Origin of the sequence: Campylobacter sp. JMF_06 NA1 (assembly GCF_027737785.1) — a bacterium.
In the GTDB taxonomy this organism is placed as follows: Bacteria; Campylobacterota; Campylobacteria; order Campylobacterales; family Campylobacteraceae; genus Campylobacter_B.
This window is the reverse complement of the sequence record NZ_JAOVUA010000001.1, coordinates 353,860-377,745: the sequence shown is the minus strand read 5'-3', so window position 1 is coordinate 377,745 and position 23,886 is coordinate 353,860. Positions and strand designations below refer to the sequence as shown.

The following is a 23,886-nucleotide window of genomic DNA, read 5'->3' as shown; positions in this document are numbered from 1 at the left end:
CCGAATTTATCGGAATTTCTCGGAGTTAAATTTAAGATTAAATTGTCATAAAATAACTAAAAATTTAAAAATTTCGCAAGGTTAAATTCCTTGCGAAATTTTATTTTTTCAAAGATTTGAAAAGCTCTACGCTATCGAGTTGCTCCCATGGGTATTTTGGGTTGCCGACTTGGCCGTAAGCAGCTACTTTTGCGTATAAAAATGTCTGGGCACTTGGTTTGTCTAGGCCGAATTTCTCAGTAATCCAGCGTGGAGTTAGGGCGAAATTTTCGAGGACAAATTTCGAGAGTGTATCATCATCGATACCGGCGTTTGTGCCCATACAATCGACACTTACGCTAACTGGTTTTGCTACGCCGATAGCATAGCTTAGCTGGATTATACATTTTTTCGCTAGTCCTGCTGCGACGATATTTTTAGCGATATAGCGCGCTGCGTAAAGCCCCGAGCGATCGACTTTGGTGTAGTCTTTGCTAGATTGCGCGCCACCGCCTATCGGCGAATATCCGCCAAAGCTATCGACGATGAGTTTGCGACCAGTCAAACCGCTATCGTGAAGCGAGCTGTGATTTACATAGCGACCTGTTGGGTTGATATAAATTATGGTTTTTTCTTTTTGATAAAGCTCTTTTGGAAGGCCTGCTGTGTCGATTAAATTTTGGATTAGTTCTCGCACATATTCGATACTCATACTCTCCACGCAAGGCGCGCTTACTACGATTGTGTGGATTGATTGTGGTTTGCAGTCTTCGAAATTTGACTTCGTGCCATAATCAAGCGTAACTTGTGTTTTAATATCCACGCCAAGCTGATTTGGGTGAGTTTTGGCATACTCATAAACCTTATCGCAAAGAAGCCTTGCATAAGTAATCGCTGCTGGCATGAAATTTTGCGTCTCCGAGCTAGCAAAGCCAAACATTATGCCTTGATCTCCTGCGCCGATCTCGCCACTTTCTTGATCTACGCCTTGGTTGATATCTGGGCTTTGTTGGTTTAGATATACATCGACCTCGACATCTTGCGGGTGCAGGCATTGCTCGCGGGTAAAAAATGGATTGTCATTGTAGCCAATGTCGCTAAGAGCGCGTTTGACGATATGGCGATAATCATCGTGTGTAAAATCGACCTTGGCATTTACTTCGCCGCCGATTACGATATGTTTGCCCGCTACGAAAACCTCGCTAGCTACGCGTCCTTTGGGATCTTTTTTTAAAATTTCATCGACAATTGAATCTGCGATTATGTCGGCGCATTTATCTGGGTGACCAGGGCTTACGACCTCGCTTGTGAATAGATACATTTAAGCTCCTAAAATTTTGAAAATTTTGGGCGTAATTCTAGCGTTTAATATTTAATGTAAAATGAAATTTTATTAAATTTTTAAAGAATTTAAATAATGTTAAATAAAAATTTAGATATATTGCGACAAATTTTACTCATTGAAAGGGAGGCAAGATGACTTACTTAGATAAGCTAATACAAAGTTACAGCAACAAAAGCCTGATAATGCGCATTATCATCGGACTTTTGCTCGGTGCTGCGCTAGGGTATTTTGCTAGGGTCGGTGTATCTGGGCTGGATTTAGACGGCGGTGAAACAAATGCGTGGAGTAATATAGCGAATTTGGCTAGATTGTTTGGTGATTTTTTCGTAAGTGCGCTTAAAGCTGTCGCCCCAGTGCTAGTTTTTATTCTAATTTTAAGTTCGCTTGTCAATAAAACTTTTGGAAGCACGACAGGGCTAAAAAGAGTTATCGTGCTTTATATCGTAGGCACGCTTTTAGCTGCTTTTGTTGGCGTTGGCGTTAGCTTTATGTTTCCGACTCCGATTGTACTTGACGGCGTTGGCGCGGCAAACTCACCTGCACCTGCAAATGTCTGGGAAGTGCTAAAAACTACATTTTTCAAAATCGTTGATAACCCTGTAAATGCCCTTTCTAGCGGTAATTATGTCGGTATTGTCGCATGGGCGGTAGGACTTGGAATCGCACTTAAATTTTGCACGAACGAAACCAAACGCTTCATCGGCGATTTAAGCGAAGGTGTAACAAAAATAATTCAAGTTGTAATTCAACTAGCACCAATCGGTATTTTTGGCATTATTACCTACACTGTGTATGATTTGGGCGTGGAGGGTTTGGCAACCTATGCCAAGCTTACAGGCGTGCTTGTGCTAGCACTTATTTTAGTAGCTGTCGTAGTAAATCCGCTAATCGTATTTTTCGTAACCAAGAAAAACCCTTTCCCTATCGTCTTTACCTGCCTTAAAGAGAGCGGAATCCCAGCGTTTTTCACACGCTCATCGGCTGCGAATATTCCTGTAAATATGAACCTTTGCAAAAAACTCGGCGTTGATGATGAGTTAAGCTCAATTTCAATTCCGCTGGGAGCTACCGTAAATATGGCGGGAGCCGCTGTGGTTATCGCTATTTTGGCACTTTCGACTGCATACACGCTAGGAATTCACCCTGATTTTGGCACAGCTTTACTTCTATGCGTAGTCTCAGCTGTGGGCGCATGTGGTACAAGTGGCGTGCCTGGCGGTTCGCTTATGCTTATTCCGCTTGCGTGTGCGCTTTTTGGTATCGACAACGATATCGCATTTAAGGTCATCACCGTCGGTGTCATAATCTCTGTAATCCAAGACTCAATGGAAACAGCCCTAAATAGCTCCACCGACGCACTTTTTACAATTATCGTTTCACAAACTTCAAAACATTAAAATTTAAAAATTTAAGCGACCAAATTTTTGGTCGCTTACCACTGTATAACTCTTTTTGGCTAGAATTGCGCCAAAAATTTAAAGGAAAAGTATGAATTGGGATTTGAGTGAATTGTTTCAAAACGAGGCAAAATTTGAACTTGCGATCGAAAATACGCGCACTAAGGCTAGCGAATTTGAGGCGAAATTTAGGGGAAATTTGGCGAATTTAACCTGCGATAAATTTTGCGAAGCGTTAGGCGAATACGAGCGCATAAACGCGCAAATTTCAAAGATTATGAGCTTCGTGCATTTAGATTTCGCCAGAGATACTACGCGTGGGGCAAGGCAAGCCAAAGTGGAGCAAATCTGCAACGATATCGCCCAAAATTTGCTATTTTTCGAGCTAGAATTTAACGAGCTTAGCGATGAGAAATCGCAAAATTTCATCGCGGGTAGTGGCCGTTTTGCTTACTATTTAAATTTGCTTAAAAAACACAAATCACACCAACTAAGCCTGCTTGAAGAAAAGGTTTTGCTAAAAACGAGCGTAGTGGGTGCAGAGGCGTTTTCGAGGCTGTTTGATGAGAGTATGGCAAGGCTAAAATTTGACTTTGGGGGCGAGAAAATCAGCGAAGAGGAGCTTTTATCACACCTTTACGATAGCGATAGAAATGCGCGCAAGCAGGCCGCAGCTTCGCTAAGTGCGGCATTAGAGCAAAATTCGCACCTTTTAACCTACATTTATAATATGATAAAAACTAGCCTTAAAATCAGTTGCGAGCTTCGCGGATACGGGCAGGGCGAGCTAATCATGCACGAAGAAAACCAAATCGAAAAATCAAGCGTCGATGCGCTCATTAGCGCAACCGAGCGAAATTTTGATTTAGTGTGGCGCTACTATGATAAAAAACGCGAAATTTTGGGGCTTGAAAAGCTCTATGATTTTGATCGATACGCACCGCTAAATTTAAACGACGATAGCAAATTTAGCTTTGATGAGGCTAAGCAAATCGTCCTTGACGCCTTTGATAAATTTAGCCCTAAATTTGGGCAAATCGCAAGGGAAGCGTTTGCGAAAAACTGGATTGATGCCATGCCAAAGCCAAATAAACAAAGTGGCGCATTTTCGCACTCTGGTTCAGCTGATACGCACCCGTTTGTGCTACTAAATTTCACCGCCAAACGTCGCGATGTATTTACCCTAGCGCACGAGTTAGGTCATGCAATCCACCAATATCTAAGCTACAATGCTGGATATTTTTACTCATTTACGCCACTTACCACGGCTGAGACAGCCTCTGTATTTTGCGAAATGCTAGTTTTTGACTATATGCTCTCGCGCGCGGAAAAAAGCGTGGCTCGTGCCATGATAGCAAACAAACTCGAAGATATTTTTGCTACGCTGTATCGCCAGATAGGATTTACGACATTTGAGCGCAGAATTCACGCCTCGCCTGATGAGCTAGCCACCGAGCAAATCAATGAAATTTGGCTAGAAGAGTCCAAAAAAATGTTTGGCGATGCGCTAGAACTTAGAGATGAATATAAAATTTGGTGGAGTTATATACCGCACTTTATCCATACGCCGTTTTATTGCTACTCTTACGGCTTTGCGCAGTTGCTAGTTTTGGCGCTTTATGGGCTGTATAAAAGTGGCAAAATTTCAAATTTCGCCGAAATTTACACTGAATTTTTAAGCTCGGGCGGAAGTGATTCGCCTAAAAATTTAGTCGCAAAATTTGGGCTAAATTTAGACGATGATAAATTTTGGGAGATTGGAATTTCTCAAATTCGCTCCCTTGTTAGCGAGTTTGTAAAGGAGTAAAGATGATTTTAGAAAACGAAAAATTCATACAAAAAGAGATTGCGCACATCAAAGAAATTTTGGAGCTTTTTTTCGAGCTTGGCGAGAGTTTTGGCGTGGTAGCGCGCACAAGCGAGGTGAAATTCGACCCAGAACTTCCTAGCGAGATAAGTGCGGGTTTTATCAAAAAACCTGTGATTTTCTTCGAGCTAGAAAACTACACGCTGTCAAGCGCGCATATCCAAAAGGACGATTTGAAATTTGAAGCTGGTTTTGGTAGCGAGGATTTCGCAGCGGTCGTATCAATCCCGCTGTATGCTATAATGGAGCTAGTCCAAGCTAACACCCCAGTGGCTGTAAATTTAGCCAAAATAGATAGCGAGTGGATCAAAAAAGAGAGATCTCGCAGAATTTTTGCTAGATAGGAAAGATATGAAATTTTTAGATGAATTAAACGAGGCTCAGCGCAGGGCAGCACTGCATATAGACGGGGCTATGCTGATTTTAGCGGGCGCAGGTAGTGGCAAAACCAAAACAATCACCGCGCGCCTAGCTTACCTGCTAGCAAACGGCGTGCCCGCGCAAAACACGCTCACTCTAACTTTCACAAACAAAGCAGCTAGCGAAATGCGCTCTCGCGCGCTTAATCTAATCGCAAATTTAGGGCTTGAAGTGGGTGTGCCGCTGCTATGCACATTTCATAAATTTGGACTTTTGTTTTTGAAATTTTACATTAGTGAGCTTGGCCGTAAGCCAAATTTCGCCGTCATAGATACAGACGATAAGAAAAAAATCCTAAAATCGTTTGAGATAAATTTGCAAACAAGCACCATGGCAAATGAAATTTCAAAATACAAAAACGCCCTAATTAGCCCAGATGAGCTTAAAAACAATATCGCCTCGCTAAGCGATGATATCAAGCAGGCAAACGAGGGATTTTACGCCAAAATGCTAGAAGCCTACACCAGATACGAGGAGTATTTGCTAAGCAATAATTTAGTCGATTTCGATGATTTGCTCGTGCTTCCTTATAAAATTTTAGACGCAAACGAGGCACTTTGCGATGAAGTTTCGCGCCAATACACCTACATAACCGTCGATGAGTATCAAGACACGAACGAAATTCAGTTTAAACTGCTACAAAAGCTTTGCAAAGCGCACCAAAATTTAACCGTCGTGGGCGATGATGATCAGAGCATTTATAGCTGGCGTGGGGCTAGGGTGGAAAATATCCTAAAATTTCGCGATCAATTCGAAAATGTAAAATATGTGAAATTAGAGGAAAATTACCGCTCGACTAGCCAAATTCTCTTCGCTGCAAACGAGCTAATCTCACACAACAAAAACCGCCTTGGCAAAAATTTAAAAAGCACATTTGGCAAGGGCGAAGATGTCAAAATCCTACACTGCGAAAACGAAAGCGACGAAAGCGCGCAAGTAGCGGCGAAAATCAAAGAGCTCATAAACTCAGGTATCCACCCAGCCCAAATCGCCGTGCTTTACCGCGTAAATGCCCTTTCGCGCGCACTCGAAGAGGGGCTAAACCGCGCGAAAATCGCATATCGCATAGTAGGTGGCGTGAAATTTTACGAAAGAGCCGAGATCAAAGACATCATCGCATACCTGCGCCTAATCATCAACGAAAACGACGATTTTTCAATGCGACGCATTATAAATGTCCCAAAAAGAGGCATTGGCAAGGTTAGCCTTGCAAGACTCGATGAAATCGGAGCTAGGAAGCATTTAAGCCTATTTGATGCGTTTTCAGATCAGGGTGCAAATCTAAGTGCAAAGGCAAAAGAGGCCCTAGAAAAGCTCAAACTCCACATAAACGAACTCTCGCACGAGCCAAGCGTGGAGAAAAAAATCGACGGAGTGCTGGATAAATTTGAGCTAAAAGAATACTACGAGGGCATGCCAGAGGGCGATGATAGATTGGCTAATATCAACGAATTTTGCGCTATGCTAAAAGATGAAGCCGTAAATAAGCCAAATTTTGATTTGGGCGAGTTTTTAAACGATTTGGCACTTCTTAGCGATCAAGACAATATCAGCGCAGAGGCGATAAATATCATGAGCGTGCATGCTAGCAAGGGTTTGGAGTTTTCGCACCTTTTTGTCATTGGGCTTGAAGAGGGGTTTTTCCCAATCATCAGCGACACGACAGATTTAGAAGAGGAGCGCAGGCTAGCGTATGTAGCCATAACTAGGGCGAAAAAAGAGCTAACGCTTAGTTTTGCAAACTCGCGCTTTTATCGCGGGAAACGAGATTATCTATCCAAATCACGATTTTTAGGCGAAGCAGGGCTAATCGACACCCCACTTAGCCCACAAAGCGACGGCGAGTTTAAAAAGGGCGATTTAATCACCCACAAACTCTTTGGCATGGGCAAAGTAAGCGCGGTAAATGGCGACAAACTTACCATAAATTTCGGCGGAATTGAGCGCATGATAATGAAAAATTTCGTGCAAAAACTAGTATGAATAGACTTTTTTTAGCAAACAAACCTGCCGGAATTTCATCAAATCAGTTTTTAGGACGCTTGAAGCGCAAATACAGCGTGAAAAAAGCTGGATTTTCTGGCACGCTAGATCCCTTTGCTAGCGGGGCTTTGGTCATTGGTTTTGGCGAATACACGCGGTTTTTTCGATTTTTGCGTAAATCGCCCAAAGTCTATATCGCCACGCTGTGGTTTGGTGCTAGTAGCGAAAGTGGCGATAACGAAAATATTTATAGCGTAGAAAATGTGCCAAAGCTTAGCATTGAGCAAATTTTGGGCGCAAGGGATAGCTTGCTGGGCGAAGTGCGATACACGCCACCAAAATTTAGCGCGAAAAAAATAGATGGCGTCAGGGCCTATGAGCTAGCAAGGCGTGGCGAGGAAGTAGCGCTTAAAGAGCAGGTTATGAGCGTGTATGAGTGCGAAATCCTAAGCTATCGCCACCCGTTTTTGAGCTTTAAAATTTCAGTTAGCGAGGGCGGATATATCCGCTCATACGGCAAACTTTTATGCGAAAAGTTAGGCGTGTGCGGGACACTAAGCGCGCTTTGCCGAGTAAGCGAGGGCGAATTTAGCCTAGAAAATGCCAAATTTGATGACGAAGCGAGTATAAATCCCAAAGATTATCTAAATTTAAAAGAAAATTTTTATAATGGCGATAAAAATGAAATTTTGCTCGGCAAAAAACTTCGCGCGCAAAATTTTAAATTTCAAAACAGTGGCGAATATTTGATAAATTTGGGCGAATTTCACGCAATAATCGAAATTTGCGATGGCGAAGTAAAATATTTATGGAATAGGATAAAGATTTGAAAAGTTTTGCTAAAATAAATGTTTTTTTGAAAATTACTGGCGCAAACGGCGCATTTCATAACATCGCCTCTCGTTTTGTAATTTGCGATGAAATTTACGACGAAATCAGCTTTGAGCGAGGCGAGCGGAGTGGATTTTGCATAGAGTGCAACAAAGAAATCGCCGGTAAAAACATAATCCAAAGCGCATACGAGCGGCTGTGCGAGAGCGGTTACAAAAACGAGCTCGATGAATTTTTTGCAAAATTTTATGTAAAACTTTACAAACAAATTCCAGCAGGCGGTGGATTGGGTGGCGGTAGTAGTAACTGCGCCGCGTTTTTAAAAATGATAAATGATGAGCTAAATTTGGGAATTTCAAAGCCAAATTTAATGCAAATCGCAAATTCGCTCGGAAGCGATATTTGCTTTTTTTTAAGTGGCGAAAAAAGCGCAAATGTGAGTGGCAAAGGCGAAATAATCGAAGCCTTTGATGATGAAATCCCGCCACTTAGGCTTTGCCTAAAAGGGCTATTTTGCGATACTGGCGCAGTGTATAGGGAATTTAGAAAAAATCATTTTAATAAAATTGATTTAGGCCTAGCTAGCAAGCTTTTAAAGCTAAAATCAAGCGAAATTTTAAGTAATTTTGACGCTGATAGCCTAAATGATTTGCTAGCCCCAGCGCGCGCACTTTATCCAGATTTGCGCCTAGAAAAGGGCGAGTTTTTAAGCGGAAGTGGCAGTTCGTGCTTCAAGGTAGATTTAAGGTAGAAAAATGATAAAAGAACTTACAAAAAATAGAAAAGCTTTCCACGACTTCGAAATTTTAGAAAATTTCGAAGCTGGCGTGGTTTTAAAGGGTAGCGAGGTCAAGTCCTTGCGCGCTGGCAGGGCAAATCTCAAAGACAGCTTTTGTCGCATAATAAGAGGCGAGTTGTTTTTGCTGGGGGCGCACATAAGCTATTTGGAGCATACTAACCCGCATTTTCGCCCAGACGAAAAGGCCCCAAGGAAGCTTTTAATGCACAAAAAGCAAATTGACAAACTTCTAGGTCATGTCAGCAAGGACGGCCTTACGCTGGTTGTTACTTCGCTGTATCTAAACGACAAAAACCGCGTCAAGGCTAGGGTGGCACTAGCGCGTGGTAAAAACCTGCATGATAAAAGAGAGGCGCTAAAACGCAAGGAAGCCGACAGGGAGGCTAGAAGCGCGATGAAAAATTATAAATAGAAATTATAAGTAAAAAGGAGAAATGATGAGAAAAATTTTAACGCTGATTTTTGCTGGATTGCTTCTTTGTGGTTGTAATGATGAAAGTGCGCAAAATGCGCAAAATAGCGAAGCAGTGGCGAAATTTACCCCATTTAGCGTGGGCGAAAAATTTAGCTTAAAAAGCGTCGTGGGTGGCGAAGTAGTGATCGAGCGCACGAATAAGGGCTTTAAATTAGCTGGAAGCGATAAAATTTTGATGTTTGATATCTTTGGGACATACTGCGAGCCGTGCAAAATCGAGGCTCCGCACCTAATGGACTATCAGCTAAAAAATGCAGATGATTTTATGATGGTGGGCCTTATCCACTTCGAGGATATCACAGACGCGCAGGTCGTGGAGAATTTCACCAAAAAATACAATGCGTATTATTTCATAGCAAACGACAAGCAAAATTCCCGTATCGTGGAGCAAATTTTAACCGATATCAACTACCGCCATGCACTTTCAATCCCATTTAAGGTGGTTTTTAAGGACGGCGAGTATCAGACACTAACCGACATAAACGAGGGAGATGAGCGCGGGAAGCCGTATTATTTGGGTATGGTTTCGACAAAAGTGATAGAAAAAGATATGCTTAGGATAAAAAATGGCAACTAAAACCAGCACAAAGGTGCGAGTCAAGACCTTCAAACCCTCGCCGTATCGCGTGGTGCTACTAAATGACGATGTTACGCCAATGGATTTTGTGGTGATAATTTTAATCGAAATTTTCGCTCACACCACGCAAAACGCAGTCAAAATCATGCTAAATGTCCATAAAAACGGGCGTGGGATTTGTGGGGTGTATGCCAAAGAGATCGCCAAAAGCAAGCAAGAAGCCGTTTTAGAGGCAGCCGCGAGAGAGGGCTTCCCGCTAAAATGCATTATAGAGGAGGATAAATGATAGGATTTTATTTACAAAAAGACATTGATAACGCTGTGCGAAACGCCGTAAAAGGCGGGTTTGAGTATGTTAGCATAGCAAGCGTGATATATGAAATTTTCTCAGATAAAAATTTTAGAAATTTTTTTGAAAACGAGTTTTCAAATTTTGAGTATGAAAATTTCAAAACCAGCATTGGCGAGCTAATCGCTTCAATGCCAAAATCAGACGAAAAAAACCGCACCAAGGTCGCAGCCACAACCGATTTGGCGCGCATTATGGGGCTTTTTGAGGAGAGCATTGACAACGAAAACGAGCTAGATTTTATATCTTATGTCCTTGCTAGCAAGGATACAGACGCGGCTAAAATTTTCGAATTTTACGGGATAAATTCTTACGATTTTGATAAATTTAGAGATAGATATTTGCAGTGGTTTGATAACCGCGATATGGCGCAAAACGGCGAAAATGGCGAGATGGACGAGGGGCTTTTTAACGATTTTTTAGGCGAAGATGACGAGAGCAAAAAGAAAAAAAAGCCAGCTAGCGAACTATATACGACGAATTTAAACGAAATGGCAAAAAGTGGTAAAATCGACCCGCTAATCGGGCGCGAAAAAGAGATCGAAAAGACACTTCAAACCCTTTGTCGCCGCAAAAAAAACAATCCAGTCCTTGTGGGCGAAGCAGGCGTGGGGAAGACGGCTATAATCGAGGGAATCGCGCTAAAAATCGCAAATGGCGAGGTTCCAGCAAAGCTAGCTGATAAGACGATTTACGCCCTTGATATGGGCGCGCTCGTGGCTGGGACGACGCTAAGGGGCGAGTTTGAGGAGAGATTAAAAAATGTAATCGATGAATTTAGCAAAAATGATAAAGCTATACTTTTCATCGATGAAATTCACACTATTGCGGGTGCGGGCGCAGGCTCGCGCGAGGATTTGGATATGTCAAATCTGCTAAAACCGGGCCTTGCAAACGGCACGCTTAGCCTAATTGGCGCCACTACTTACGCTGAATTTCGCAATCTAAGCAAAGATAAGGCGCTTGCTAGAAGGCTATGCAAAATCGACATAAACGAGCCTAGTATCGAAGATAGCGTAGAAATTTTAAAAGGAATTGTGAAAAAATACGAGGAATTTCATAATGTCAAATTTAGCGATGAAATTTTGCGCGAGGCTGTGAATTTAGCCAAACGCTACGAAAGCGACAAATTTTTGCCAGATAGCGCGATTGATTTGATTGATGAAGTGGGCGCGAGCTACGCATTTAAGGAGCATAGCGAGGCGATAAATGTCAGCAAAGAGGATTTGGTAAATGTGCTAAGTGCTAGCGCAAATATCGCAAATTTAAGCCAAAGCGTCGATAACAAAGAGACCTTGCGAAATTTAGAGGAAAATATCAAAAAGGAAATTTTCGGTCAAGATGAGGCAGTTTCTAGCCTAAGCAAGGCACTGTTGCGCTCTTATGCGGGACTTAGACACGAAAATTCGCCAATTGGCGTGTTTTTATTCACAGGAAGCTCGGGCGTGGGCAAAAGCGAGCTAGCCAAGGTTTTGGCTAAAAATTTAGGTGTAAATTTCGAGCGATTTGATATGAGCGAGTATATGGAAGCTCACAGCGTGAGCCGCCTAATCGGCGCGCCTCCGGGATATGTGGGGTTTGAAAACGGCGGAATTTTGACAAATCAGATCAAAAAACACCCTTACAGCGTCGTGCTTTTCGATGAGATCGAAAAAGCTCACCCTAGCATGACAAATATATTTTTGGGTATTTTTGATAACGGCGTGCTAACTGACACAAACGGCACGAGTAGCGATTTTAAAAACACCATTATCATTATGACCTCGAATTTAGGCACCAAAGAAGCGCCACAAGTGGGCTTTACCAAAGATGAAAGCTATAAAATCGATAACGCTGTAAAGAGCTTTTTTGCCCCTGAATTTCGCAATCGCATAGATAAAATCATAAATTTCAACCCGCTAAAAGGCGAAATTTTAGAAAAAATCGTGGATAAAACAGTGCGCGAAATACAATCAGGGCTCAAAAATATCGAAATTTCGCTAAGCAAAGGCGCAAAAGAGTATTTGATAAAAAAAGGTTATAGCGCAGAATTTGGCGCAAGAAATCTCAAACGAGAGGTGCAGTTGCAAATCTCAGATGAGATTAGCTCGGAAATTTTATTTGGAGCGTTGCAAAATGGCGGTAGGGTTTTTGTGGATTTCGCTGATGAAAAGCTTAAATTTGACTTCGAAAGTGTGCCAATGCTGGACGCGAAGGTATCAAATACTGCCCAAATTAGCGCAGATGATAACGGCGGTTTAACCAAAAATCCAGACGAACCCCAAAACGCCACGCTCATAAAATAAAAATGTCGAAATTCTACGCCTTCCCAAACCCAAAAACCGCGCCAGATTTCGCCCCGTTAGCTAGCGGGGGAGATTTGAGCGCAGAGTGTTTGTTAAGCGCATACACGCAGGGGATTTTCCCGTGGTTTTGTGAGAGGGAGCCGATTTTATGGTGGTCGCCAAACCCGCGCGCGATCTTAGAACCAAAGGCTGTGCGCACCCAAAAGTCGATAAAGCCATATTTAAAACGATATGAAGTAAAATTCGACCAAAATTTTGCTAGATTTATCACCCTTTGCAAACAAACCCGCCAAAACTCAGATGATGGGACTTGGATTAGCGATGAGATTGTAGAGGCGTATGTAAATTTAGCAAATTTAGGCGTCGCTCACAGCGTGGAAGTCTATGAAGAAGGCGTTTTAATTGGCGGATTATATGGGCTGATTTTGGGCAAGGTGTTTTGTGGCGAGAGTATGCTCAGCCTAAAAACAGGCGCGTCGAAGGTCGCTTTAATCACGCTTTGTAGGGTTTTGGAAAAATTTGACTTTTTGATTGATTGTCAGATTATGAACGAGCATTTGCGCTTTATGGGGGCGCAAGATATGCCAAGGGGCGAATTTTTAGCCAAATTTCAAATTTTGCAAAACTTGCCAAGCGGATTTGAAAAATTTAAAGATTTAGAAAAGTTGATATGATTTTACGGGATAAAAACTCAAATATCGGTATTTGTGTGCTTGCGGCTGTGCTGGGATTTTTGATGTGCGTGTTTGTGTGGATGATGTTTTACTCAGCTAGTAGCGATCGCAGGCTTCCACGCCTTGACATAAACGAAACAAACAGCGCAATCAGGGGCTCAATCATCACCAAAGACAAATATGTCGTCTCAAACTCGACCAAGCTCTACAAGGTCAGCATAGACTCTCGCTCTCTTGATCCGCACAAGCTCGATTTGTTTGTCAAACTCTACTGTATTTACACAGGCGATAGCGAAAAATGGGTCAAAAAAACAATCCAAAGCTCAAAGGGCACCACGGTTTTATCCTACAAAATCGACGCCAAAACAGCCGTGCATTTAAAAGAGTTAGCCTACAAGCTAAATTTAAAGAAATTTTTCGTAGCCTTTGAGACAGCTAGCGGACGCGTAAATCCGCCAGTGCGCATGAGCGTGAGCGAAAGTGGCGAAAAGCGCACTTACAATATCCAAAACTCCCTAACCCCGCTTTTAGGTTATATCAACAAAAAAGAGGTTTCAGGGATTACCAAGGTAGTCGGCATTAAGGGCGTGGAGAAATACTATGAGTATTATCTAACCCCGCTAAAAGATGAGTTTATCACGGGCCCGAGGGATCTAAAAGGCAATATTATCCTAGAAAAAAGCACCAAAAAAACGAACAAAATCGACGGATATAATGTCCATTTAAGCGTGCCTTTGGCGCTACAAAGAGATGTTGAGAGGCTAATTGATAAAGCAAGCTTAGCTTACGATGCCAAAGAGATAGTCGTAGGCATAATGAACTCAAAAACAGGCAAAATTCTCTCCCTTGCCACAAACGCTAGGTATAATCCCGAAAATATCACAAAACAAGATGTGAAAAATCTAAATTCGACCGCTAGCGAGTATGCTTACGAGGTCGGCTCGATTATGAAGCCGATAATTTTCTCAATCGCTTATGAGGGAAATTTAGTCAAACCGACAGAAATCATAAACACCCACAACGGCGCATACAAGCTAGGTTCGCGCACTATCCGCGACACTCACCCAGCAAAATCAATGAGTGGCGAGGAAATCATCGTGCATTCATCAAATATCGGTATGATTAAAATCGCCGAGCGTATGAGTGGGCAGATGATTTATGACGGGCTTTTAAATTTCGGTATGGCGCAAAAAACCGGTATTGATTTGCCTTACGAGCAGATTGGCAATATCCCTAGCGTGCGAAGTTTGGAGGGTAAGGTTTATAAGGCTACGATTAGCTATGGTTATGGCGCGCAGATGACATTTTTGCAGATGTTAAGCGCGTATGGGGTTTTTAATAACGGCGGAGTTTGGATTAGTCCAAGGCTGGTCGAAAATTTAGAAATGAACGGTAAAATTTACCCTGTAAATGAGAGCGAAACACGCACCGTGCTAAGCCCGCAAACAGCAGATGTTATGAGAGAAATTTTGATTAAGGTAGTAGAGGGCGGCACAGGGCGCAAAGGGCGCACGAGCGGTATCGAAGTAGGGGGCAAAACAGGCACCGCTAGAATTGCCAAAGGTGGCGGATATTCTAGCGCGTATAATAGCTCGTTTTTTGGCTTTGCGAACGACGCTCACACTAGCTACACCATAGGCGTGCTAGTTAGAGAGCCCAAAAAGGGCAGTTATTACGCGGCGCAAAACGCCTTGCCTGTGTTTAAAAGCATAGTTGATTTGCTAGTCGAAAAAGGATTTTTAACCCCTAGTGGCGATAGCGACAAGATAAATCATGTAGATATTAAAGATTTAAACGAAATCAAAGATTAAAGGATAAGCGATGAAAATAGGAATTATCGGACTTGGTTATGTGGGGCTTCCCCTAGCAGCGGCATTTAGCGCAAAACACAGCGTAGTGGGCTTTGATATAATGAAATCTCGCATAGACGAGCTAAACGGGGGCCATGATAAGACCCTAGAATTAGAAGATGACAAACTTGCCACCGCGCTAAAAAACGGGCTTAAATTTACCTGCGATATAAATGATTTAAAAGATTGCAACTTTTATGTCGTTTGCGTCCCAACGCCTGTGGATAAATTTAACCGCCCAGATATCACGCCACTAATCAAAGCTAGCCAGAGTGTGGGCTCAGTGCTTAAAAAGGGTGATATCGTAGTGTATGAAAGCACGGTTTATCCAGGAGCAACGGAGGAGGACTGCGTGCCTGTTTTAGAGCGCACTAGCGGGCTTAAATTTAACGAGGATTTTTTCTGCGGATACTCGCCAGAGCGCATAAATCCGGGCGATAAAATTCACACCGTAACAAAAATCAAAAAAATCGTCTCAGGTAGCAATGAGCGCACACTTGATATCGTCGATGAAACATACTCTTCTATCCTAGAAAACGGCACTTTTCGCGCCAAAAGTATCAAGGTAGCAGAAGCTGCCAAAGTCATCGAAAATACACAGCGCGACATAAATATCGGCTTTATCAACGAGCTTGCGATTTTGTTTAACAAACTAGGAATAGATACCAATGATGTCATCGACGCAGCTGCGACGAAATGGAATTTCCTAAGCTTCCGCCCAGGGCTTGTGGGAGGGCATTGTATCGGCATAGATCCATACTACCTAGCCCAAAAAGCCACAGAGGTGGGCTATCACCCGCAAATCATACTCGCAAGTCGCCGTATCAACGACAATATGGGCAAATATGTCGCCACGCAGGTCGTGCAGATGATGATTAAATTTGACAAAAAAATCAAACATAGCAAAATTTTGATTTTAGGTCTTACCTTTAAAGAAAACTGCCCAGACATACGCAATACGCGCGTTATTGATATGATTGATGAGCTTAAAAATTTCGGTTGCGCGGTCAGTGTGTATGATCCGTGGGCGAGCAAGGACGACGCGAAACGCTACTACGATATCGAGCTAATCGAAAAGCCAAATTTAGGCGATTTTGACTGCGTTGTAATCGCTGTGGCGCACAATCAATTTAAAGAATTCGACTACTCTACTTCGCTAGTGTATGATGTGAAAAATATCTACGAAGGCGCGCAAGGCAGGCTATAATAAGCTATAATCTGGGGCTAAATTTAGCCCTGGGTTTTTTGAGCGTGAGTGATGATAAACGAAGCAAACTCATCGCCAAAATTCGGACACTCGCAAACCTCAAAATAGCTAAATTTAAGCTCTTTTGCCACATTTCTAAAATACATATCAAGCTCAAATTTCGTCTCAGAATTATCTATACAAAACGAAATCGGAAAAATCAGCGCGCGCTTGTTTTGCAAATTTGCCAAATGCTCGTTTAGGTTTGGTTCTAGCCATTTTACGGGACCTAGGCGGGATTGATAGGCGAGCGAAATATCTTTAAATTTTATGCCAGATTTTTGCAAAATTTCACTTAAAATTTTGACATGCTCATTAACCTGCGCCTCGTAAGGATCGCCAGCGACGATGATTTTTACAGGCAGTGAGTGAGCTGAGAAAACTAAGCTTGTGCGCGAAATTTCATCAACGCTTAAATTTTTGATTTTTTCTTTGATTAAATTTAGCAGGATTTGGTTGTAAATTTCGCTTTTGTAAAAAATATCAACTATTTTAAAATTTGAAATTTCTAAATTTGCTAGGGTTTTTTTAGCGTCGTCAATGCTCGATTTGACCGTCGTTTGCGAAAAATGCGGATAAAGCGGAAAAAGCAAAATTTCATCAAATTTCGCATATTTTGCCAAAACATCACTAGCAAAAGGGGCAGTGTAATTCATAGCAAAATCGCAAACAAACTCATTTTGGTATAAATTTATCTTATCGCAAAGTCGCTTTGTAAGCCCAGCGATAGGGGACTTTCCGCCAAGTTTTTCATAGTTTTGGCGCGCTTCTTTAACGCGCATTTTAGTAATCAAACTAGCTAAAATTTTGCGCAAAATTTTGCTTTTAACACCCAAAATATTTGGATCGCAAAACATATTTTTTAAAAATACGCTAACCTCGTCTAGGCTATTTGGACCGCCCATATTTAGGAGAATTAAGGCTTTTTTCACGAGATTAACTCTCTTAGTTTGATTGCTTCATCAGGGGTCGCAATTCCCTCGAATTTAGAATTTTCGATTAAATTTAAAAACGCTTTGTGCTGGTATCTAAGCGCGTAATCATCGCGATCGACGCGCTGATTTATCCGTCCGTCGTTTGTAACCTTGAATAAATTTAGCGACTCTAAATCGCCAAAATAAACGCCAGAATTTGTGCAAATCTCCACGCCGTGGCGTTTGAGCGGGTATAAATTTGAGAGCAAAATCGTGCAATTACTCATTGACTTTGTGCGAAATGCGACGCCAATGCCGTTAGAATCGCCATTTTTGCAGATATTTTGTGATGAAATTTCAGATTTGCTAAGCAGGGCAATCAAATCCAAATCCCTAATCAGCGCATTTTGTAAGCAGTTTGCACTCTCAGAGCTAAATCCATCTACGAAATTTATCGAATAAATTTTCTCGTCCTTAGCCAGCTCCCTACACAGCGAGATTATGACAGGATTATAGCGCCCAGCATATCCCACGCCAAGCTTCGCGCCGTTAATCGAAATGGAGTAATTTATCTCCCTTGCCTCAGCTAAATTCCCAGCGAGCGGGGATTCTACAAAGATATTTTTGGTAAAAGGTATGCATTTTAAAATGATTTCTTTGTGCGTCGCAGGCGGTGTAGCGATGACCACAGCGTCTGGTTTGGCGCTTTCATACATTTTAGCTAAATCATTATAAAGTGGATATCTAGGGCCAAAATCCTCGGTTTTTTCTTTGTCATAAAGCGCGACCAAATCGAAATAATCGCTTCTTCTAAGCTCTTTGAAATGTTTTGCGCCAAGCTCCCCTAAGCCTATTATGGCTATTTTTTTCTTCATTAATTAATCCTGTAAATTTTGCATATTTTTCATTATAACGAATAAGAGTAAAAATTTATATTTCTTAAAATCAAAATTTGCTAAAATGGGCGCTAAATTTTACTAAATTTAGGATAGTTAATGGATATTAGAAAAGCTTATTTAGACTTTTTTGCGTCAAAAGGACACGAAGTTATGCCAAGCTCACCGCTTGTGCCAGATGATGATAGTTTATTATTCACAAATGCCGGTATGGTGCCGTTTAAGAGCATTTTTACAGGTGCGGTACCACGCCCAACTCCACCGATTCGCACGAGTTGCCAAACCTGCATTAGAGCAGGTGGCAAACACAACGACCTTGACAATGTCGGCTACACGGCACGCCACCACACATTTTTTGAAATGCTTGGAAATTTCAGTTTCGGCGAGTATTTCAAAACAGACGCGATAGCCTACGCATGGGAGTTTGTAACCGAAATTTTAAAACTCCCAAAAGACAAACTTTATGTCACCGTCCATGATAGCGATGACGAGGCATTTGAAATTTGGTCGCGCCATATCGCAAAAGAGCGAATTTATCGCTTCGGCGATCACGATAATTTCTGGGCTATGGGCGATACTGGACCTTGTGGGCCATGTAGCGAGATTTTTTACGATCAAGGAAGCGAGCATTTCCATAGCGATGAGGATTATATGGGCGGAGACGGCGATCGTTTCTTAGAAATTTGGAATTTAGTCTTTATGCAATACGAGCGAAGCGCAGACGGCAAACTCTCGCCACTTCCAAAACCATCAATCGATACAGGTATGGGTTTAGAGCGCGTAACAGCGATAAAAGAGGGTAAATTTAGCAATTACGATAGCTCGCTATTTATGCCATTAATCGGCGCAGTAGAAAAGCTATGTGGCAAAAAATACGAGTATGAAACTGGCGCGAGCTACCGCGTCATCGCAGATCATATCCGCTCAGTTACATTTTTGCTAGCCCAAGGCACGAACTTTGATAGAGAGGGCAGAGGCTATGTGCTTAGAAGGATTTTGCGCAGGGCGGTTAGACACGGATATTTGCTAGGCATAAAAGAGCCGTTTATGTATAAGCTAGTCGATGATGTTTGCGCTAGCATGGGCTCTCACTATACATATCTAAACGAGAAAAAAGAAGCTGTAAAAGAGCTAGTAAAACTCGAAGAAGAGCGATTTTTCGCCACTTTGGCAAACGGAATCGAGCTATTTAACGAAGAATTAGCTAAAACCTCAGGCAATGTTTTCTCTGGCGATGTCGCATTTAAGCTCTATGATACCTACGGATTTCCGCTCGATCTCACAGCCGATATGCTAAGAGAGAAAAATCTTAAAGTCGATGAGGCTAAATTTGATGAGCTAATGGCGGAACAAAAACGCAGAGCCAAAGCCAGCTGGAAGGGCTCAGGAGATAAAGCACAAGCCAAAGGCGATTTCGCGCAACTTATCGAAAAATTTGGCAAAAATGAGTTTGTGGGGTATTCATGCCAAGAGAGCGAGGGTCGAATTTTAGCCCTTTTGGACGAGAATTTTAAAATTTGCGATAGTTTAGAGCCAGGACACACTGGCTGGGTAATGCTAGATATCACGCCATTTTACGCTACAAGTGGCGGTCAGTGCGCAGATACCGGCACTATCGAAAAAAGCGAGGTTATCGACACGCAAAAATTCTTTGATTTAAATTTATCTCAAATCAAAGTAAAAAGCCTGCTTAAAACTGGCGATCTCGTAAAATGCGTGGTAAGCGCTGGCAAAAGAGCGATGATAGCGCGTCATCACAGCGTGACACACCTGCTTCACGCTGCGCTAAGAGAGGTGCTAGGCGAACATATCGCGCAGGCTGGATCGCTTGTAGAGGCAAACAGACTTAGATTTGACTTTTCGCACCCAAAAGCGATGAGTAGCGAAGAACTTGCCAAAGTCGAGCAAATCGTAAATCGCTGGATTAGCGCGGGCGCACAGAATAAAACCGAAATTTTAGATATAGACGAGGCCAAAAAATCAGGCGCGATTGCGCTTTTTGGCGAAAAATACGGCGCGAAAGTGCGTGTGGTAAGCTTCGGAGAGGTAAGCAAAGAGCTTTGCGGCGGCACCCATGTCGAAAACATAAGCGAAATCGGAGCGTTTTTAATCTCAAAAGAGAGTGGCGTAAGTGCTGGCGTGCGTAGAATCGAGGCAATTTGTTCGCAAGAAGTGCTAAATTTTACGCTAAATTTAAGATCGCAAATTAACGAAATCGAAGCTGAATTCAAAGGTGCAAACCCACTAGATGGCATTAAAAAGCTAAAAGATGAAATCAAAGGCTTAAAAGAAAAATTAAAACACGCAGGCGATCAAAAGTCCTTGCCTTGCCAAGAAATCTCAGGCGTGAAGCTTTGCGTAGCAGTGGTAGAAAACGGCGAAATTAAAACCATGATTGATGAGTTTAAAAACGCGAACGAAAAGGCTGCGATTTTGCTAATGCAAGTGGGCGAAAACGATAAAATCACAGTCGCAGCCGGAGCGAAAAACGCCCCAATCAAGGCTGGCGAGTGGGTTAAGATGACGGCTCAAATTTTAGGCGGTAACGGTGGCGGACGCGATGATTTCGCTACTGCTGGCGGAAAAGATACTAGCATGGTTTCTAACGCGCTAGCTGGGGCACTAGAATTTGCAAAAGGTAAGCTAGGTTGAACGAATTAGAAACGAGTTTTGCCAGAAGTGATCAAATTTTGCCCCTAATTCACATTTTAGGGGCGATTTGCTTTATTTGCGCGCATGTTTGCATTATCATGCTGATTCGAATTTTCAGCGATAAAACAGACATCACAAACTCAAATTTCGAAAAAATCAAATTTTATCTTTCGAAATTTAATCTCTTTTTCGGCTCGTTTTTTTTGATTATAATTGTGAGTGGATTTTTTCTAAGCATAGGCAACAACTTCAAGTTCGCAGATCCTATGATAAATGCTGTAATCGTTACGCTGTGGGTTTTGGCGGTGTTTATTTTGATAAATTTTGGCTATGTTTATTTTAAATTTTACTCGTTTAAAAAGGCACTTTTAGCGGGTGATAAATTCGAAGCTAGCGAGCATTTGATTATCATCGCTAGATATTTCGTCCCGCTAAATATCGCTGTATCGGTGCTTTGCACCTATCTTTGTGTAGCGGTGGGTAGATTTTGATTTATTTGGTTTCATCTTCGCCGACAAGGGCGCAGATTTTGCGGGAAGCTGGGATAAAATTCGAGCAAATCAGCTTTGAATTTGACGAAAATGTAGGCGACATAGCCGATGCCAAAACATACGCTTACCGCGTGGCAAGTGCGAAAAAATCGCAGTTTTTAGCCAAAAACAAAAATGCAAAAAATTTGCTTTTTTGCGATAGCTCGGTTTTGGTAGGTGGCAAAATTTTAGGCAAAGCAAAGGATATTAACCACGCAAGAGCTATGCTAAATGCCCAATCTGACGCTATTAGCGAGGTTTATACGGCGATGATTTTTGTGGGCGAGGGCTTTGAGATAAGCACGCTTTTGGTGGCTAGTTATAAATTCGCCAAATTTAGCGAGGCAGATTTAGAAGCGTATCTAAAAAGTGGCGATTGGCGCGGCAAAGCAGGGGCTATGAGTATCGAGGGATTTAACAAAAAATATATCCAAAGCTTTCGTGGCGATACCAGCACCGCTATGGGTTTAAATGTGGAAATTTTAAAAAGGTATTTAGATGGTAAGAATTTTATTTAGTTTTATTACGGTTTGTTTTTTCGCAGGGTGCGGTGTGTTTATGTATTTTTATACGCAAATTCGCCTAGAATCGAACTCCATTATTGATTATCACCCGGAGTTAACGACCAAAATTTACGATCGCAACGGCAACTTGCTTGCCAATATTTTCAACGAACAAAACCGCCTTTATACTAGATTTGACGAGATTCCAGGCCGTATGGTCGAAGCCCTTGTTGCTATCGAGGATACCGCGTTTTTCGAGCATCAGGGCATTAATACAGAGGCGATTTTTCGCGCGATTGTAAAAGATATAAAAGCGATGAAATTTGTGGAAGGTGCCTCGACTATCACGCAACAACTTGTCAAAAATTTGGTTTTATCTAGCGAAAAAAAGATAGATAGAAAAATCAAAGAGATGATTTTATCGCTAAAAATCGAAAACACCCTAAACAAAGAGGAAATTTTAGAAAGATATTTTAACGAAGTGTATTTCGGGCACGGGTATTATGGCGTCAAAACTGCCGCGCTTGGGTATTTTAAAAAGGATTTAGCCGACCTTAGTATCAAAGAAATCGCCATATTGGTGGGTTTGCCAAAAGCCCCTAGCCAGTATGACCCTACCAAGCACCTAGATTTGGCACTTTCTCGCGCAAACAATGTAATTTACCGCATGCACGAGCTTGGCTGGATAAACAAAACCGAGTATGAAATCGCAATGGCAGAAGAGCCGTTTGTCTATGATGAAACCCTAACCCAAAATGTCGCCCCATACGCAGTCGATGAGATCGTCAAAGAGGCAGAGAGACTGCTACCAGATGTGCGCACAGGCGGGTATAGAATCGAAACAAGCTTAGACTTAAAGGCGCAAGAAATGGCGCAAGAGGCACTGATTTTTGGCTACAACGAAATTTTAAAACGCAACAAAGACGCAAATGCTAGCAATGTAAATGGCGCGATTATCGTTACGCACCCGCAAAATGGCGAAATTATCGCGCTTGTAGGCGGTGTGGATTATGCGAAATCAAATTTCAACCGCGCTAGCCAAAGCAGACGCCAAACAGGGTCAAGCTTCAAGCCATTTATCTACCAAATCGCCCTAGATAGCGGGTATTCGACGATGACAGAGGTCCCTGATATCGCGCGTGAATTTGATGATGGAAGCAACAAAAGCTGGAAACCGAAAAACTACGATAGCACATACAGTGGCTATATCACAATAAAAGAGGCCTTGCAACGCTCTCGCAACCTCGCTTCGATAAATTTAATGCAATCAATCGGCATTGAGCGCACGATTCGCAAACTAAACGAATACGGCTTTAAAAATGTCCCGCCAGCGCTGTCTGTGGCGATCGGAAGTTACGGCATTTCGCCACTTGAATACTCGACTATGTATTCGATGTTTCCTGGTCTTGGCATTAGCACGAAGTCTAAATTCATCACCGCAATCACCGATAATAACGGCACTACGCACTATATCGAGCCTGAGCGCAGACGCATTTTGCGCCCAGAACAGGCGTATTTGATGACGACGCTGATGAAAAACATAGTCCAGCGAGGAACTGGCACCAGAGCGCGCGTGCAAGGCATCGAAATCGCGGGCAAAACAGGCACTTCAAACGATAGCATTGATGCGTGGTTTTGCGGATTTACGCCTGATTTGCAAATCATTGTTTGGTATGGAAACGACGATTATAAGCCTATGCGCAAGGTCGAGGGTGGCGGTAGAACAGCTGCACCTGTGTTTGCGAAATTTTTGGAAAATTATCTTAAAGAATACCCGCAAGCTAAGCGAAATTTTAGCGTCCCAAGTGGAGTATTTACCCGTAGATACGGCGCTGGCGATGAGTATTACACCAAAATTTCCCCACTTCCAAGAAGGGTTGAAACAAACGCAGAAGACGGGTTGATGTTTTAGAGGCAAAATTTTTGAGAATAATTTAAACAAAAAACGCAAAAAATGGGAAATTTTTTAAAATTTCAAGGTTTAACATTTTCAACCCTGCTAATTTTTGATTTTTGTTTTTTTCTGCTGTCTTCCGCATTTTTGGGCGAATTTTTTGCCTTTATCATTTTAGGATTTTTAAATTTAGGATTTGTTTTTAAATTTTGCCTAGCTTTGTGGAAATTTTATAAAGGCACATACGAGGAGGAAAAATTCAGCGCAAAATTCGCATTTGCACAATTTGCGAAATATTTTGCGGAAGCACTATTTTTAGGAATTTGGTTGATATTAGAAGCTGCTTCGGCACTTTTTAGCTCGCTTGGGTGAAATACTTTTAAAATTTCGCTTCGCAAATTCCGATACTGCGCCGAAAAT

The 23,886-nt window shown here is 42.2% G+C and carries 21 protein-coding genes; 18 read left to right on the top strand and 3 right to left on the bottom strand.

Translation table 11 applies throughout. The annotated features are described in order from the left end of the window. Window positions 1-100: 100 nt before the first annotated feature. On the bottom strand, window positions 101-1,300 hold the full coding sequence (metK, locus tag OFO07_RS01980; protein WP_270858903.1) for a methionine adenosyltransferase: 1,200 nt from the start codon (window positions 1,298-1,300) through the stop codon (window positions 101-103). Window positions 1,301-1,455: 155 nt separating this feature from the next. On the opposite strand from metK, the gene sstT reads away from it, so the two are divergent. The 13 genes from sstT (at window position 1,456) to OFO07_RS01915 (ending at window position 16,038) form a co-directional block, all read left to right on the top strand. Then, window positions 1,456-2,721, top strand: a complete 1,266-nt coding sequence (sstT, locus tag OFO07_RS01975) for a serine/threonine transporter SstT (protein WP_270870751.1) — start codon at window positions 1,456-1,458, stop codon at window positions 2,719-2,721. A gap of 91 nt (window positions 2,722-2,812) precedes the next feature. Continuing rightward, a complete protein-coding gene (locus OFO07_RS01970; protein WP_270858901.1) occupies window positions 2,813-4,528 on the top strand; it encodes a M3 family oligoendopeptidase in 1,716 nt (571 codons plus the stop codon). A 2-nt stretch (window positions 4,529-4,530) separates the two neighbouring features. Further along, window positions 4,531-4,932: a hypothetical protein gene (locus tag OFO07_RS01965; protein ID WP_270870750.1), complete on the top strand. Its 402-nt coding sequence runs from the start codon at window positions 4,531-4,533 to the stop codon at window positions 4,930-4,932. Window positions 4,933-4,939: 7 nt separating this feature from the next. Further along, window positions 4,940-6,991: an ATP-dependent helicase gene (locus OFO07_RS01960; protein WP_270870749.1), complete on the top strand. Its 2,052-nt coding sequence runs from the start codon at window positions 4,940-4,942 to the stop codon at window positions 6,989-6,991. Then, a complete protein-coding gene (gene truB, locus OFO07_RS01955; protein WP_270869515.1) occupies window positions 6,988-7,821 on the top strand; it encodes a tRNA pseudouridine(55) synthase TruB in 834 nt (277 codons plus the stop codon). The genes OFO07_RS01960 and truB overlap by 4 nt, the downstream gene beginning before the upstream one ends. 26 nt (window positions 7,822-7,847) lie before the next feature. Then, window positions 7,848-8,573, top strand: a complete 726-nt coding sequence (locus OFO07_RS01950; RefSeq protein ID WP_270870748.1) for a 4-(cytidine 5'-diphospho)-2-C-methyl-D-erythritol kinase — start codon at window positions 7,848-7,850, stop codon at window positions 8,571-8,573. Window positions 8,574-8,577: 4 nt separating this feature from the next. Further along, window positions 8,578-9,033, top strand: coding sequence for an SsrA-binding protein SmpB (gene smpB / locus OFO07_RS01945; protein ID WP_270858896.1), 456 nt, complete (start codon window positions 8,578-8,580; stop codon window positions 9,031-9,033). Between the two features lie 25 nt (window positions 9,034-9,058). Continuing rightward, complete coding sequence (locus OFO07_RS01940; protein WP_270870747.1) at window positions 9,059-9,673, top strand: TlpA family protein disulfide reductase; 615 nt, start codon at window positions 9,059-9,061, stop codon at window positions 9,671-9,673. Next, window positions 9,663-9,959 carry an ATP-dependent Clp protease adaptor ClpS gene (locus tag OFO07_RS01935; RefSeq protein WP_270865010.1) on the top strand — a complete coding sequence of 99 codons (297 nt, stop codon included), beginning with the start codon at window positions 9,663-9,665 and terminating at the stop codon, window positions 9,957-9,959. The genes OFO07_RS01940 and OFO07_RS01935 overlap by 11 nt, the downstream gene beginning before the upstream one ends. After that, the gene (locus OFO07_RS01930) at window positions 9,956-12,307 is read left to right on the top strand and encodes an AAA family ATPase (protein ID WP_270870746.1); all 2,352 of its coding nucleotides are present in this window, start codon (window positions 9,956-9,958) and stop codon (window positions 12,305-12,307) included. Before OFO07_RS01935 ends, OFO07_RS01930 begins: the two co-directional genes overlap by 4 nt. 2 nt (window positions 12,308-12,309) lie before the next feature. Next, window positions 12,310-12,981, top strand: a complete 672-nt coding sequence (gene aat, locus OFO07_RS01925) for a leucyl/phenylalanyl-tRNA--protein transferase (RefSeq protein WP_270870745.1) — start codon at window positions 12,310-12,312, stop codon at window positions 12,979-12,981. Next, a complete protein-coding gene (locus OFO07_RS01920; protein ID WP_270870744.1) occupies window positions 12,978-14,792 on the top strand; it encodes a peptidoglycan D,D-transpeptidase FtsI family protein in 1,815 nt (604 codons plus the stop codon). The genes aat and OFO07_RS01920 overlap by 4 nt, the downstream gene beginning before the upstream one ends. A 10-nt stretch (window positions 14,793-14,802) precedes the next feature. Then, window positions 14,803-16,038 carry a nucleotide sugar dehydrogenase gene (locus OFO07_RS01915; protein WP_270870743.1) on the top strand — a complete coding sequence of 412 codons (1,236 nt, stop codon included), beginning with the start codon at window positions 14,803-14,805 and terminating at the stop codon, window positions 16,036-16,038. Window positions 16,039-16,061: 23 nt separating this feature from the next. Here the strand turns inward: OFO07_RS01915 and hemH are convergent, their stop codons facing one another. Next, window positions 16,062-17,009 (bottom strand): ferrochelatase, encoded by a 948-nt coding sequence (gene hemH, locus OFO07_RS01910; protein ID WP_270870742.1) that lies wholly within the window; start codon window positions 17,007-17,009, stop codon window positions 16,062-16,064. Beyond that, window positions 17,006-17,866: a Gfo/Idh/MocA family protein gene (locus tag OFO07_RS01905; protein WP_270870741.1), complete on the bottom strand. Its 861-nt coding sequence runs from the start codon at window positions 17,864-17,866 to the stop codon at window positions 17,006-17,008. The genes hemH and OFO07_RS01905 overlap by 4 nt, the downstream gene beginning before the upstream one ends. A gap of 120 nt (window positions 17,867-17,986) precedes the next feature. Here OFO07_RS01905 and alaS point away from each other — a divergent pair, with 120 nt between their 5' ends. The 5 genes from alaS (at window position 17,987) to OFO07_RS01880 (ending at window position 23,838) form a co-directional block, all read left to right on the top strand. Continuing rightward, window positions 17,987-20,539, top strand: a complete 2,553-nt coding sequence (gene alaS, locus OFO07_RS01900) for an alanine--tRNA ligase (RefSeq protein WP_270870740.1) — start codon at window positions 17,987-17,989, stop codon at window positions 20,537-20,539. Further along, complete coding sequence (locus OFO07_RS01895; RefSeq protein WP_270870739.1) at window positions 20,536-21,030, top strand: hypothetical protein; 495 nt, start codon at window positions 20,536-20,538, stop codon at window positions 21,028-21,030. The genes alaS and OFO07_RS01895 overlap by 4 nt, the downstream gene beginning before the upstream one ends. Beyond that, window positions 21,027-21,587, top strand: coding sequence for a septum formation inhibitor Maf (maf, locus tag OFO07_RS01890; RefSeq protein ID WP_270870738.1), 561 nt, complete (start codon window positions 21,027-21,029; stop codon window positions 21,585-21,587). Before OFO07_RS01895 ends, maf begins: the two co-directional genes overlap by 4 nt. Continuing rightward, the gene (locus OFO07_RS01885; protein ID WP_270870737.1) at window positions 21,568-23,484 is read left to right on the top strand and encodes a transglycosylase domain-containing protein; all 1,917 of its coding nucleotides are present in this window, start codon (window positions 21,568-21,570) and stop codon (window positions 23,482-23,484) included. Before maf ends, OFO07_RS01885 begins: the two co-directional genes overlap by 20 nt. Window positions 23,485-23,613: 129 nt before the next feature. Further along, the gene (locus OFO07_RS01880) at window positions 23,614-23,838 is read left to right on the top strand and encodes a hypothetical protein (protein ID WP_270870736.1); all 225 of its coding nucleotides are present in this window, start codon (window positions 23,614-23,616) and stop codon (window positions 23,836-23,838) included. Window positions 23,839-23,886: the final 48 nt, after the last annotated feature.